At 67.2% G+C, this 13,799-nt stretch carries 15 protein-coding genes; 14 read left to right on the forward strand and 1 reads right to left on the reverse strand.

Annotation, left to right across the window (positions count from 1 at the left end; all coding sequences use genetic code 11):
- The first annotated feature begins 138 nt into the window (after window positions 1–138).
- The 11 genes from KB874_RS20045 to rnc all read left to right on the forward strand — a co-directional run bounded on the left by KB874_RS20045 (window position 139) and on the right by rnc (window position 10,660).
- Window positions 139–1,764 (forward strand): AMP-binding protein, encoded by a 1,626-nt coding sequence (locus KB874_RS20045; RefSeq protein WP_212538348.1) that lies wholly within the window; start codon window positions 139–141, stop codon window positions 1,762–1,764.
- Window positions 1,765–1,807: 43 nt separating this feature from the next.
- Window positions 1,808–2,449: a sulfotransferase family 2 domain-containing protein gene (locus KB874_RS20050; RefSeq protein WP_212538349.1), complete on the forward strand. Its 642-nt coding sequence runs from the start codon at window positions 1,808–1,810 to the stop codon at window positions 2,447–2,449.
- A 73-nt stretch (window positions 2,450–2,522) separates the two neighbouring features.
- Window positions 2,523–4,016: a histidine--tRNA ligase gene (gene hisS / locus KB874_RS20055; protein WP_212538350.1), complete on the forward strand. Its 1,494-nt coding sequence runs from the start codon at window positions 2,523–2,525 to the stop codon at window positions 4,014–4,016.
- Window positions 4,013–5,092 carry an ATP phosphoribosyltransferase regulatory subunit gene (locus KB874_RS20060; RefSeq protein WP_346346579.1) on the forward strand — a complete coding sequence of 360 codons (1,080 nt, stop codon included), beginning with the start codon at window positions 4,013–4,015 and terminating at the stop codon, window positions 5,090–5,092. The genes hisS and KB874_RS20060 overlap by 4 nt, the downstream gene beginning before the upstream one ends.
- Complete coding sequence (gene hisG, locus KB874_RS20065) at window positions 5,089–5,778, forward strand: ATP phosphoribosyltransferase (RefSeq protein WP_212538351.1); 690 nt, start codon at window positions 5,089–5,091, stop codon at window positions 5,776–5,778. The genes KB874_RS20060 and hisG overlap by 4 nt, the downstream gene beginning before the upstream one ends.
- Before the next feature lie 138 nt (window positions 5,779–5,916).
- Complete coding sequence (locus tag KB874_RS20070) at window positions 5,917–6,669, forward strand: pyridoxine 5'-phosphate synthase (protein WP_212538352.1); 753 nt, start codon at window positions 5,917–5,919, stop codon at window positions 6,667–6,669.
- A complete protein-coding gene (locus KB874_RS20075) occupies window positions 6,666–7,115 on the forward strand; it encodes a hypothetical protein (RefSeq protein ID WP_212538353.1) in 450 nt (149 codons plus the stop codon). The genes KB874_RS20070 and KB874_RS20075 overlap by 4 nt, the downstream gene beginning before the upstream one ends.
- A complete protein-coding gene (locus KB874_RS20080) occupies window positions 7,112–8,557 on the forward strand; it encodes an alpha/beta hydrolase (RefSeq protein ID WP_212538354.1) in 1,446 nt (481 codons plus the stop codon). The genes KB874_RS20075 and KB874_RS20080 overlap by 4 nt, the downstream gene beginning before the upstream one ends.
- A gap of 7 nt (window positions 8,558–8,564) precedes the next feature.
- Complete coding sequence (gene acpS, locus KB874_RS20085) at window positions 8,565–8,993, forward strand: holo-ACP synthase (protein ID WP_212538355.1); 429 nt, start codon at window positions 8,565–8,567, stop codon at window positions 8,991–8,993.
- 159 nt (window positions 8,994–9,152) lie between these two features.
- On the forward strand, window positions 9,153–9,986 hold the full coding sequence (gene lepB / locus KB874_RS20090) for a signal peptidase I (RefSeq protein WP_212538356.1): 834 nt from the start codon (window positions 9,153–9,155) through the stop codon (window positions 9,984–9,986).
- Window positions 9,983–10,660: a ribonuclease III gene (gene rnc / locus KB874_RS20095; RefSeq protein ID WP_212538357.1), complete on the forward strand. Its 678-nt coding sequence runs from the start codon at window positions 9,983–9,985 to the stop codon at window positions 10,658–10,660. The genes lepB and rnc overlap by 4 nt, the downstream gene beginning before the upstream one ends.
- Before the next feature lie 11 nt (window positions 10,661–10,671).
- On the opposite strand, the gene KB874_RS20100 is transcribed toward rnc, so the two are convergent.
- Entirely contained in the window at window positions 10,672–11,250 is a 579-nt protein-coding gene (locus KB874_RS20100) for a thermonuclease family protein (protein ID WP_212538358.1), read from the reverse strand.
- A gap of 184 nt (window positions 11,251–11,434) precedes the next feature.
- Here KB874_RS20100 and KB874_RS20105 point away from each other — a divergent pair, with 184 nt between their 5' ends.
- The 3 genes from KB874_RS20105 to KB874_RS20115 all read left to right on the forward strand — a co-directional run bounded on the left by KB874_RS20105 (window position 11,435) and on the right by KB874_RS20115 (window position 13,699).
- Window positions 11,435–12,337, forward strand: a complete 903-nt coding sequence (locus KB874_RS20105; protein WP_212538359.1) for a DMT family transporter — start codon at window positions 11,435–11,437, stop codon at window positions 12,335–12,337.
- Between the two features lie 54 nt (window positions 12,338–12,391).
- Complete coding sequence (era, locus tag KB874_RS20110) at window positions 12,392–13,300, forward strand: GTPase Era (RefSeq protein ID WP_212538360.1); 909 nt, start codon at window positions 12,392–12,394, stop codon at window positions 13,298–13,300.
- Between the two features lie 66 nt (window positions 13,301–13,366).
- Window positions 13,367–13,699 carry a DUF1491 family protein gene (locus tag KB874_RS20115; RefSeq protein WP_212538361.1) on the forward strand — a complete coding sequence of 111 codons (333 nt, stop codon included), beginning with the start codon at window positions 13,367–13,369 and terminating at the stop codon, window positions 13,697–13,699.
- The last annotated feature ends 100 nt before the right edge of the window (window positions 13,700–13,799 follow it).

Below are 13,799 nucleotides of genomic sequence, written 5' to 3' on the forward strand. Positions count from 1 at the left end.
GGGCAGGCCTCTGACCGTTCCGAACCCCTCCCGCGGAATTCGTGAACCGAAGAAGCCGGGACGCGGGGGCACGGAATGGGCTTTTCCAAATGCGCCCCGCGCCATATCGTTGGCCCGCGCAACAAACGGGAGGGGATCATGGGCTGGATGAAGGACGAGACCGGGCTGGGCCGGACCGCGGCGAATTACGTGCCACTGACGCCACTGTCCTTCCTGACGCGCGCGGCCCAGATCTGGCCGGATCACCTGGCGGTCGTCTACGGCGCGCATCGCAAGACCTATGCCGAATACATCGAGCGGGTGACGCGGCTGGCCTCGGCGCTGGCGGGGTTGGGGGTAAGTCCCGGCGACGTTGTGGCGACGATCCTGCCCAACATTCCCGCCCAGGCAGAGGCGCATTTCGGCGTGCCCGCCTGTGGCGCGGTGCTGAACACGATCAACACGCGGCTCGATCCCGATACGGTCGCCTATATCCTCGATCATGGCGAGGCGAAGGTGGTGCTGGTCGACCCGCAATTCCTGCCGCTGCTGGCCGAGGCGCTGGAACGGATGGACGGGTCGGCGCCGGTCATCATCGAGGTTCCCGACGACCATGCTGGCGTCCATGCCGGCGGACACTACCGGACCTACGAGGACCTGCTGGACTCGGGCGATCCGGGTTTCGCCTGGATCATGCCCGAGGACGAGTGGGAGAGCATCGCGCTCAACTACACCTCCGGCACGACGGGGCGGCCCAAGGGTGTCGTCTATCACCATCGCGGCGCCTACCTGAATGCCATGGGGCAAGTCCTGTCCTGGCGGATCGTGCTGCACCCGGTCTACCTGACCATCGTGCCGCTGTTCCACTGCAACGGCTGGTGCCACACCTGGATGATGCCGGCGGTGGGCGGCACGGTCGTCTGCTGCCGCGACATCACGGCGAAGAACATCTTCGACGCCATCGCGGACGAGGGCGCAACCCATTTCGGCGGCGCGCCGATCGTGCTGAACACGTTGGTGAACGCACCCGCGGCGCAACGCCGTGAGTTCTCGCACATTGTCGAGGTGTTTACCGCGGGTGCGCCCCCCGCCCCGGCGACGCTCGCCAAGATCGAGCCGATGGGCTTCAACGTCACCCAGGTCTACGGCCTGACCGAGACCTACGGCCCCGCCACCGAATCCACCTGGCAAGCGAAGTGGGAGCACACCAAAGGCGACGCGCGCGCCGCGGTGAAGGCACGGCAGGGCGTCGCCATGCCCTTCATGGAGCATGTTACCGTCTGGGACGAGGCCGGGGCTGAGGTGGCGTGCGACGGCGCAACCAAGGGCGAGATCGTGTTTCGCGGCAACGGCGTGATGAAAGGCTATCTCAAGAACCCCAAGGCCACCGAAGAGGCGTTCGCGGGCGGCTATTTCCATTCCGGCGACATCGCCGTTCTGCATCCCGACAGTTACCTTCAGATCGCGGACCGGGCGAAGGACATCATCATCTCGGGTGGAGAGAACATCAGTTCGGTCGAGGTGGAATCCTGCCTGATGGGCCATGACGCGGTGCTGCTTTGCGCCGTGGTGGCCAAGCCGGACGAGAAATGGGGCGAAGTGCCCTGCGCCTTCGTCGAGTTGAAGGACGGTCATGACGCGACCGAGGCCGACCTGATCGCCTATGCGCGCCAGCACCTCGCCGGGTTCAAGACGCCGAAAAAGGTGGTGTTCCAGGAACTGCCCAAGACCTCGACCGGCAAGATCCAGAAATTCGAACTGCGCAAGATCGCCAGGGAAGTTTGACCCTGCTTGCGTGGTCCGGGCGGCCTGCCTTACCGTCGCGCCCATGATCGTGTCGCGCGGGCGCCGCTACATCTTTGTCCACATCCCCAAGACCGGCGGCACCTCGATGGCGCTGGCGCTGGAGGCGCGGGCGATGAAGGATGACATCCTGATCGGAGACACGCCGAAGGCGCAGCGCCGCAAGGGGCGGCTGAAGGGGCTGACCTCGGCAGGCCGTCTGTGGAAGCACTCCACACTGGCCGATCTCGACGGGGTGGTGAGCGGCACCGAGATGGACGGGATGCGGGTCTTCACCCTTATCCGCAACCCGTGGGACCGGCTGGTGAGTTATTACCACTGGCTGCGCGCGCAGGAGTTCGACCATGATGCCGTGACGCTTGCCCGGACGCATGATTTCGCGGGCTTCCTGCGCCATCCGCACACCATGGCCAGCCTCAAGGCATGGCCTTATGGCCGTTACGTCCGCGACTTGACGGGGGCGGAACGCCCGGCGCTTTTCCTGCGTCTGGAGCAACTGGACAAGGACATGGCCCCATTGGCCGCGCACCTCGGTTTCACCCCGGACCTGCCGCATGTGAACCGCTCCGACCGTGGCGATTACCGCGACCATTACGACGCCGCGCTGGCCGATCACGTCGCCGACCTCTGCGCGCAGGACATCGCCCGCTTCGGCTACACGTTCTGACCGCCGCCCCGTCGCTTGCCCCCCCTGCGCCCTTCCGCTAGAGGGGGCGCGACCCAAGCCGGAGCCCCGAGTCATGGCCAAGGACAAGAAATCTCTCCGCCCGCGGGCGCAGACCCCCAAGGGGTTCCGCGACTATTTCGGCGCCGAGGTGTCGGACCGCGCCGAGATGCTGCGCGCCATCATGCAGGTCTACCATCGCTACGGCTTTGACGCGCTGGAATCCTCGGCGGTCGAGACGGTCGAGGCGCTGGGCAAGTTCCTGCCCGACGTGGACCGTCCGAACGAGGGCGTGTTCGCCTGGGAGGATGACGATGACGGCTGGGTGGCGCTGCGCTATGACCTGACCGCGCCGCTTGCCCGCGTCTATGCCCAGCACCGCAACGACCTGCCCCTGCCCTATCGCCGCTATGCGATGGGCCCGGTCTGGCGGAATGAAAAGCCGGGGCCGGGGCGCTTCCGCCAGTTCTACCAGTGCGACGCGGACACCGTGGGCGCGGCCAGCGTCGCGGCGGATGCCGAGATCTGCGCCATGCTGGCCGATTGCCTCGAAACCGTGGGCATCCCGCGCGGCGACTACCTGATCCGGGTGAACAACCGGAAGGTTCTGAATGGCGTGCTCGAGGTGATGGGCCTCAAGGACGACGACCAGCGCGCCGCCGTGCTGCGCACCATCGACAAGTTCGACAAGGTCGGCGAGGCCGGGGTGCGCGAGTTGCTGGGAAAGGGGCGGCTGGACGCCTCGGGCGCCTATATCGACGGCGTGGGTCTGGCTCCGGATCAGGCAGAGCCGGTCATCGCCTTCCTGACCTCGGGGCGGCTCGAGGCCGCCGACACGCTGGCCAACCTGCGCGATGCCATCGGCGAGTCACAGGTCGGCGACGAGGGGGTCTCGGAGCTTGAGGAAATCGCCGCTCTGCTGGCGGCGCAGGGCTACGGCCCCGACCGCATCATCATCGACCCCAGCGTGGTGCGCGGGCTGGGCTATTACACAGGGCCGGTCTTCGAGGCGGAGCTGACCTTCGAAATCCTCGACGACAAGGGCCGCAAGCGGCAGTTCGGCTCGGTCGCGGGCGGCGGGCGCTATGACGACCTGGTGAAGCGGTTCACCGGGCAGGCGGTGCCGGCGACGGGCGTCTCCATCGGCGTCGACCGGCTGCTGGCCGCGCTGCGGGAAAAGGGGCGGATCGGCGGGCAGGTCGCCGGGCCGGTCGTCGTGACCGTGATGGACCGCGACCGCATGGGCGACTACCAGCAGATGGTCGCGGAACTCCGGCAGGCGGGCATCCGCGCCGAGGTCTATCTCGGCAACCCCAAGAACTTCGGCAACCAGTTGAAATACGCGGACAAGCGGCAATCCCCCGTCGCGGTGATCGAGGGCGGCGACGAGAAGGCCAATGGCGTCGTGCAGATCAAGGACCTGATCCTGGGCGCGAAAATCGCGCAGGACGCCACGCTGGAGGAATGGAAGGACCGCCCCAGCCAATACGAGGTGCCGCGCGGCGACCTGGTGGCGAAGGTTCGTGAAATACTCTCTGCACACAATCTGGATACAGGGGCGCAGGGGTGAGCCTCGTCTCTGTCGCCAAGGCCGCTCAACTGCGCGCGGCCTTCGAATCCGCCGGGGCGATCCCGGTGGAAACGGGCGTGCTGCAACCGGCGGAGACGCTGCTGGACCTCTATGGCGAGGACATCCGCGCCCGTGCCTACGTGACCCACGACCCGGTACAGGGCGAGATGATGCTGCGCCCGGATTTCACCGTGCCGGTGGTGCAGATGCACATGTCGGACGGGGCCGAGCCCGCCCGCTACACCTATTCCGGCAAGGTCTTTCGCCGGCAGGAGAGGCACCCGGAACGGCCCGTCGAATACCTGCAGGTCGGCTTCGAGATCTTCGACCGCGCCGATCCGGCGGCGGCAGATGCCGAGGTCTTTGCCCTGTTTGCCGACCTGCTCAAGGGCTACGCCCTGCGCGCCGTCACCGGCGATATCGGGGTGCTGACCGCCGCCGTGGCGGGTCTTGGCGCCTCGGAGCGCCGTCATGCCGCGCTGATGCGCCATCTCTGGCGGCCGCGCCGGTTCCGCCAACTGCTCGACCGGTTCTCAGGCAAGACGCCGATGCCGCCCACGCGTCGCGCCCTGCTGGCCGAGGCCGACCCGATGGCTCGCGCGACGCCGATGATCGGCCTGCGCAGCGAGGCCGAGATCGCCGCCCGGATCGAGGCGCTGCGCGCCGATGCCGCCGAGCCGCCCCTGAGCGCCGAACAGGTGGCGCTGATCGACGCGGTGCTGGCGGTCAAGGCGCCGGGCCCCTTTGCGCTGGAACGGCTGCGCGACATCGCCGTGGACCTGCCCGCGCTGACGCCCGCGCTGACGCGCATGGCGCGGCGGCTGGAGGCGCTGTCGGCGCGCGGGGTCGACGTGGGCCGCCTCGGCTTCGAGGCCAGTTTCGGCCGCACCTCGATGGAATATTACGACGGCTTCGTCTTTGGCATGATCGCCGAGGCGCGCCCCGACCTGCCCCCCGTCGCCACCGGCGGGCGCTATGACGCGCTGACCCGCCGCCTGGGCCAGGGCCGCGAGATCCCCGCCGTAGGAGGCGTCATCCGGCCCGACGCGCTGATGCAGATGGAGGGCGCGGCATGATCAAGCTGGGCGTGCCGTCCAAGGGCCGGCTGATGGAAAAGACCTTCGACTGGTTCGGCACGCGCGGTGTTTCGCTGTCGCGCACCGGGTCGGAACGCGAATACGCCGGCGCGGTGGACGGGGTCGAGAACGTGGCGCTGGTGCTGCTGTCGGCGGGCGAGATCCCTCGCGAACTGGCCGCCGGGCGCATCCACCTGGGCGTGACGGGCACCGACCTGATCCGCGAGAAGCTGGTGCAGTGGGACCAGAAGGTGGAACAGATGGCCGAGCTGGGCTTTGGCCATGCCGACCTGATCGTGGCCGTGCCCGCCTGCTGGGTCGACGTGGACACGCTGGACGACCTCGACGCCGCCGCCGCCGCCTTTCGTGCCCGGCACGGCCACCGGCTGCGCATTGCGACCAAGTATCACCGGCTGGTGCGCGACTATCTGCGTGACGGCGGGGTGTCGGATTACCAGCTTGTCGACAGCCAGGGCGCGACCGAGGGCACGGTCGCCAACCTGACCGCCGAGGCCATCGCCGACATCACCTCGACCGGCGAGACGCTGCGCGCAAACCACCTCAAGGTGCTGGCCGAGGAACCCGTCCTGCGCAGCCAGGCGACGCTGTTCCGTTCGCGCTGCGCGCCGCTGGACGAGGCCGACCGCGCCACGCTGCGGCTGCTGCGCGACCGCATCGGGGTCTGACCTCGGACCCCCGAAATATTTTTTTGCCAGAAGAAGCAGGGGCAGGTTTCCCGGATCGTCACCGCCGATCGCGCTTTCACGATTGCACCGCGCGCGCGGACCGCTAGCTTGGGCGGCAAGCAAGAGGGAACCAGACCCATGACCGATTATGCCGGACGCCTGCGCCTGGGCGTCAACATCGACCACGTCGCAACCGTGCGCAACGCGCGCGGCAGTGCCTATCCTGACCCGATCCGTGCCGCGCAGATCGCCGAGGAGGCCGGCGCCGACGGCATCACCGCACATCTGCGCGAGGACCGCCGCCACATCTCGGACCGCGACATCGAGCGGCTGATGGAGGCGTTGACGCTGCCGCTCAACTTCGAGATGGCGGCCACCGACGAGATGCAGAAGATCGCCCTGCGCCACAAGCCGCACGCGGTCTGCATCGTGCCGGAAAAGCGCGAGGAACGGACGACCGAGGGCGGTCTGGAAGTGGCGCGTGACGAGAACCGGCTGGCGCATTTTATAGCACCCTTGCGCGATGCGGGCTGCCGGGTGTCGATCTTCATCGCCGCGGACGCTGTGCAGATCGACGCCGCCCACCGCATCGGTGCGCAGGTGATCGAGCTGCACACCGGGGCTTATTGCGATTTCCACGCCGAAGGCCGGCTGGACGAGCGCGACGCCGAATGCGAGCGGCTGGGCACCATGGCGGCCTATGCGCATTCGCTGGGGCTCGAAGTGCATGCGGGCCACGGACTGACCTACGAGACGGTTGCGCCGGTCGCCGCCTTTCCCGAGGTGATGGAGTTGAACATCGGCCATTTCATCATCGGCGAGGCGATCTTTCGCGGGCTGGCGCCAGCCATCCACGAGATGCGCCGCCTGATGGACGAGGCGCGGGCGTGATCCGCGCTGCCCTTCTGCTGCTGGCCGCAGGTCTGCCCGCCGCCGCGCAGGAGGTGCAGGATTGCGACGACTGGGCGGCGGGGGCGCAGTTCCTGGCCGAGCCCTGGGAAGAGAACACGCGCACCTTCGCCAACGGCGCGGTGCGGGTGGCGCTGATCGACACTGGCGAGCCGGCAGCGGGGGGCTATCGCATCCTCGTGCTGTCGCCGCCCTATTCGCAGCTTGGCGATCGGCAATGCCGGATGGTCGGCAGCGGCGGCATGGGTTTCGCCGGCGTCGATTTCGCGGCACTGGCCGCGCGCTATGACCCGACCGTGGGGCTGATCCTGACCTTGCCCGCGACGCGGTTTAACGGTGGGACCGGGGATTTCGAGGACGGCATCCTGCGCTTTACCCTGAACCAGGCGACCGGGGCGATCGGCGCCATGCTGCTGCAGCCGGAATGAGCCGCTTGCTGCCGCTGCTGGCGGTTCTGGTCGGCGCCTGGGCGCTCTGGCTGCTGGAGGGGGCACGTGCGGGCCTGACCCTGACCGATTTCCGCGAGGGCCCGACGCCGATCACCGAGTGGAGCGACGGCAGCGACGGGCCGGTGGTGGTGATCGCGCACGGCTTTGCCGGGTCGCGCCAGATGATGCAGGGCTATGCCGGTGTGCTCGCGCAGGCGGGATACACGGTGTATGCATTCGACTTCGAGGGGCACGGGCGGCATGACATCCCGATGTCAGGCGACGTGACCTCGTTGGACGGCACGACGCGGTTGCTGGTCGAGCAGACTCGCAGCGTGATCCAGACAGTTCGGCGCGGCGACGAACCCGTGGCGCTGCTGGGCCATTCCATGGCGACCGATATCCTGGTGCGCACCGCATTGGAGACCGAGGGGATCGGGCCGCTGGTGCTGCTCTCGGCCTTTTCGCTGGCAATAGACCGGAGCCACCCGGAGAACCTACTGCTGATCACCGGCGCGTGGGAGCCGGGACTGGCCGAGTTCGCGCTGGAAGCGGCGCGTATGGTCGATCCCGCCGCGCAGGAAGGGGAGGCGGTGACAAGCGGATCCAACGCGCGCGAGGCGTTGCTGGCGCCCTATGCCGAGCATGTCTCAATCCTGCACAGCCGCGCAGGGCGGGCAGCGGCGCTAGACTGGCTGAACGCTTATTATGGCCGCAGCGAAAGGGCACCGGTGCCGCAGACCGGCTGGGCGCTGCTGGGGCTGCTGGCGGCGATCGCGGCGCTGTTCGCGCCCATCGCGCGGCGCCTGCCCGCCGGGCCCGACGCACCCGCACCGCTGAGCGCGCCGCGCCTTGGCCTGCTGGTTCTGCTGCCGATGCTAGCCGCGCCGCTGCTGGCCGCGCCGCTGGACACCCGCCTCCTGCCAGTGCTGGTCGCGGATTACCTGGCGCTGCACCTGGCGCTTTATGGTGCGATCCAGCTGGCCCTGCTGTGGCGCTGGCGCGGAAGCCCTCGGTGGACATCGACGCTGACCGTGGTGGCGCTTCTGGCCTGGGGGCTGGGCGTGTTCGGTCTCGCGCTCGACCGCTATGGCGCGAATTTCTGGCCCACCCTGCCGCGCCTTGGCATCATTGCGGCCTTGGCTCTGGGGGCGGTGCCCTTCATGCTGGCGGATGCCTGGACGGCCTGGGGCGCGCCCCTGTGGCAGCGCATCGCGGCGCGGGTCGGATTCCTGGTCTCGCTCGGCATCGCGGTGGCGCTGGATTTCGAGGGGCTGTTCTTCCTGGTGATGATCGCGCCGGTGATCGTGCTGTTCTGGCTGACCTTCGGCCTGATGGGCCGCTGGGCGGCGGCGCGGAGCGGGGCGTCGGGCGCGGGTCTGGCGTTGGGGCTGGTGCTGGCCTGGGCGCTGGGCGTATCCTTTCCGTTGTTTTCCGCATGAGGCGCGCATGATCCTGGGCATCGGAACCGACCTTGCGAATATCGAGCGGATCGCCGCGGTGCTGGAGCGCCACGGCGACCGGTTCCGAAACCGCGTCTTCACCGAGGTAGAGCAGCGCAAGGCCGAGCGACGCGCCGACGTGGCTGGCACCTATGCGAAGCGTTGGGCCGCGAAGGAGGCCTGTTCCAAGGCGCTCGGGACCGGCCTACGCATGGGTATCGCCTGGAAGGATATGGCGGTCAGCAACCTGCAGACCGGCCAGCCGGTGATGGCCGTGACCGGCTGGGCGAAGGAACGGCTGGAGTCCATGACACCGCCGGGACACGAGGCGATCATCCACGTCACACTGACCGACGATCACCCCTGGGCGCAGGCCTTTGTGGTGATCGAGGCGCGGCCGGTGGCGGGGCAAGGGAGCTCTGCCCCCGTCGCCTGACGGCGACTCCCCCGGCGTATTTGGAACAAGAAGAAGCGGGCGGTCCGGACAGGCCTGGACCTGCGGGGCCTGTTTCGGGCGCCACGCGCCCTGCGCTTGCCTTGACACTCCGGGCCGGGCCGCTCATGTAGCGCGGGACATCCGAGGCAGGGGCGCGACATGGCGAAAGAGACGAGCGGCGGCGGGATCTGGGAGACGATCAAGACCATCGTCTATGCCCTGCTGATCGCGGGCGTGTTCCGCACCCTTTTCTTCCAGCCCTTCTGGATCCCGTCGGGATCGATGAAGGACACGCTGCTGATCGGCGACTTCCTGTTCGTGAACAAGATGGCCTATGGCTATTCCTATGCCTCCTGCCCGTCGATCATCGTTCCGGCGGTGGGCCTGGACATCGACGCCAGCGACCTGTGCGGCTGGGCGGATGGCGACAACACCCGCCTGTTCGGCGGAGAACCGCAGCGCGGCGACGTGGTGGTGTTCCGCCACCCGGTGACAGGGCGCGATTTCATCAAGCGGCTGATCGGCCTGCCGGGCGACCAGATCCAGGTCAAGGCGGGGCTGGTCCATATCAACGGCACGCCGGTCCAGGTCACGCCGGACGGCACGTTCGACGAGACCGCCGAGGCGCAGGGACCGCAGCGCCTGCGGCCGCGCTGTTCCAACGACCCGGTGGGCGAAGGCGGCGTGTGCCAGAAGGAAAAGTTCATCGAGACCCTGCCGAACGGCACCTCGCACTCGATCCTGAACATCGGCACGCAGGGCTCGGACAACACGCAGGTCTACACGGTTCCCGCCGGGCATTACTTCTTCATGGGCGACAACCGCGACAACTCTTCGGACAGCCGGATCTCGAACATGGTCGGCGGCGTCGGTTTCGTGCCTTACGAGAACCTGATCGGCCGTGCCGACCGGATCATGTTCTCGTCGGGCGGGCGGTCTATGCTGTTCTTCTGGACGTGGCGCGGCGACCGGTTCTTCAAGGGAATCGAATGAAGCTGTCGGCGGAGCTGCTGGCGTTGCAGGAGCGGCTGGGCCATGCCTTTGCCGACCCGCGCCTGCTGCGCCGCGCGGTGACGCATTCCTCGATGTCCGGGCCGGGTCGCGAGGACAACCAGCGGTTGGAATTCCTCGGCGACCGGGTGCTGGGCCTGGTGATGGCCGAGGCTCTGCTGCGGGCCGACCGCAAGGCCGCCGAGGGCCAGCTTGCGCCGCGATTCAACGCGCTGGTCCGCAAGGAGACCTGCGCCGACGTGGCGCGCGACGTGGGACTGGGCGAGGCGCTGAAACTGGGCCGGTCCGAGCAGATGACCGGCGGGCGGCGCAAGGTGGCGCTGCTGGGCGACGCGATGGAGGCGGTGATCGCCGCCGTCTACCTCGACGCCGGCTTCGATGCCGCGCAAGACCTTGTGCTGCGGCTTTGGGGCGACCGGATCGAAGCGGTCGACGACGACGCCAAGGACGCCAAGACAAGCCTTCAGGAATGGGCGCAGGCGCGCGGCATGCCGCCGCCCGCCTATGTGCTGACCGGCCGCGAAGGGCCGGACCATGCGCCGGTCTTCACCATCGAGGTGCAGTTGCCCTCGGGCGAGACCGAGACCGCCAGCGCCAGCAGCAAGCGGCAGGCCGAACAGGTGGCGGCAAAGGCGCTTCTGGACCGGCTGGGATAGGCTCAGCGGTCCTAGCGCTGTCGACCTTGGCTGGCGGGATACTTTTCCCAAAGATCGGTTCGGCCTTTTTGACGCACAGATGCCCGCCATAGCCTTTTTCGCGCGTTTTCGGTTTCGAGGGGCTTATATTCGCCACCAGAATACTTCGGCCAATCAAGCGCGAGTCCCTGTTTTACCAGTTCCGCCGACAGGTCACGTCCGTCAGGCAACAGGCATCGCGCAACACTCCGGCCGTGTGTGTCCTCATCGACAATCTCGGCGGTGACAAGATGGCCCTTGCACAAGTTGACCATGGCCCACTTGGACTGTTTTCCATAGGGGTGATCCATTTCCGGCGCGTCTATCCCGAACAGTCTCAGTCTGACCCCTTCGACATCAATCGTATCTCCGTCGACCACCCACGCGCGGCCCTTGAGAACCCGCCTGACCGGTGACGCTTCTCCCGAGGGCTGGGGGCGCAGTGTCGGTGGAAATGAGAGTTTCTCGAAATCATCCTCGATGGTTCGAGGCGGAGGAGGTGGTTTCCTTGCAGATCGTGAAACAAACGCTACCAACAACGCGCCAAGCACAACGAGAACCAACACTTCCATAAACACACACCTTCAACGACTGAACCACAGGGTATCCAATTCAAAGAAACGAGCGCAAGGTCTTTCGAAAAGGCCCGATATGAAGGAATGATCGCCGCGAGCCCGCAATATTGAGAATCGAAGTCGGAGACGATTAGTTGACCTTGAGTTTCGATTTTCTCAACCTGTCCAGAAAGTTACTGACGTGACCGACAACCTGCGCGGCGCGATCCTGATGATGCTGGCGATGCTGGGTTTCGGCATCGAGGACGCGTTCTTCAAGGCGGCCACCGCCACGGGCGGGGTGACGGCGGGTATGGGCACGGTGCAATACGGGCTGGTGGCGATGGCGCTTTACGCCGTCTATGCGCGGGCAAAAGGCGTGCCGGTGCTGACCCCGGCCTACCTGAAACGCGGCTTGCTGATCCGCACCGGGTTCGAGATCGTCGGAAGGCTGTTCTTCGCCCTGTCCCTCGCCTACACGCCGCTGTCGACCACCTCGGCCATCCTCCAGGCGGCGCCGCTGGTGGTGATGGCGGGTGCGGCGCTGTTCCTCGGCGAGAAGATCGGCCCACGCCGCTGGGCGGCGATGGCGGTGGGCCTTGCGGGCGTGCTGCTGATCGTGCGCCCTTCGCCCGAGGGGATCGAGCCGAACGCCATATTCGCCCTGCTGGGCATGATCGGTTTCGCCGGGCGCGACCTCGCCACCCGCGCCGCACCGGCCAGCGTGCACGCGGCGCAACTGGGGGTGCTGGGCTTTGCCGTGGTCACCGTCGCGGGGCTGGTGATCCTGGCCTTCGAACCCGGGCCGCCCACACTGCCCGCACCGCTTGCGGCACTGCTGATCTGCGGCACGGCAGTCTCGGGCGTGCTGGGCTATACTGCAATGACTTTTGCCATGCGCACCGGCGAGGTCGGCGTGGTTGCGCCCTTCCGCTATTTCCGGCTGATCGTGGCGCTGGTGCTGGCCTATACGCTGTTCGGAGAACGCCCCGACGCGCTGACCCTGAGCGGCGCGGCGCTGATCGTGGGCGCCGGGGTCTACTCGCTGATCCGGGATCGCAGGTCTGGCGCGGCGCGGCGTTCCGCGTTAAAGCCGAAGGCTTGAACCCATGTGGCCCTCAAGTGGCGAAGCGACAGGGTTAACGACAAGGGAAGCCCCATGACCACACGCGCCGGTTTCATCGCCCTGATCGGAGAGCCCAACGCGGGCAAGTCCACGCTGACCAACCGCATGGTCGGCGCCAAGGTCTCGATCGTCACGCACAAGGTGCAGACCACCCGCGCCCGCATCAGAGGCGTTGCGATGGAAGGCGAAAGCCAGTTGATCTTCGTCGACACGCCGGGCCTGTTCAAGCCGCGCCGACGGCTGGACCGGGCGATGGTGGCGGCGGCCTGGGGCGGGGCGGCGGACGCCGATATCGTGGTGCTGCTTGTCGAGGCTCATCGCGGCATCACCGACGGGGTCGAGCGCATCCTCGAGGGGCTGCGCGACCTGCCGCGGGGCCGCGCCGTGGCGCTGGCGATCAACAAGATCGACCGGGTCGAAGCCAAGGCGCTGCTGACGCTGTCACAGGCGCTGAACGAGCGGTTCGATTTCGCCAGGACCTTCATGATCTCGGCCGAAAAGGGCTATGGCGTCGACGACTTGCGGGAATGGCTGGCCGGCCAGGTACCCGAGGGGCCCTGGCTTTACCCCGAGGATCAGATCGCCGACTTGCCGCTGCGCATGATCGCCGCCGAGATGACACGCGAAAAGCTGACCCTGCGGCTGCACCAGGAACTGCCCTACCAACTGACGGTCGAGACCGAGAGCTGGCAGGAACGCGAGGACGGCACGGCAAGGATCGACCAGGTGGTCTATGTCGCGCGTGACGGCCACAAGGGCATCGTGCTGGGCCACAAGGGCGAGACAATCAAGGCGATCTCCAAGGCCGCGCGCGAGGAACTCGAGGAGTTCCTTGGCCGCAAGGTTCATCTCTTCGTGCAGGTCAAGGTCCGCGAGCACTGGCAGGACGAGGCAGAGCGCTATTCCGAAATGGGTCTCGATTTCAAGGACGGCAATGCCTGAGCGCGGGCGAGTTCCTTTGGAGGAATTTGCAGGTTTCCCTCGGGAAAATTGCACCCGGGGGCGGGCATGACCCGCCTTACCGCGCGCTTCTGGATCGATGCCTATCTTGTCCGGTTGCGACTGATGGACATTCCGGCCTTTGTCGTGGCGCATGGCGACGACACGGCCGGAGCGGTGCTGGTCAAGCTGAACACGCTCGACGGGCGCGCCCGCGCCTTTACCCGGGGCTTCGACCTGATGACCGGCGGCCGGGTCTGGACCGTGCTGGCCGAGGGTCCCGAGGCCGATGTCGACGCCACGATCGCCCGGCAGCGTGGCTTTGACCCCGATCTCTGGGTGATCGAGGTCGAGGACCGCGAGGGGCGGCACCTGCTGGACGAAGAAGGTCTGCAATCCTGACCCATTGTTTCGCACGCGAAACTTTGCGTCAGGAATAGTGACATAAGATCAATAACTTGTTAATCCAGATCACCGGGGGCACCCGGCCTTGCCGCAACGG

The sequence above is a fragment of the Thetidibacter halocola genome, assembly GCF_018224955.1.
Classification (GTDB): Bacteria; Pseudomonadota; Alphaproteobacteria; order Rhodobacterales; family Rhodobacteraceae; genus Thetidibacter; species Thetidibacter halocola.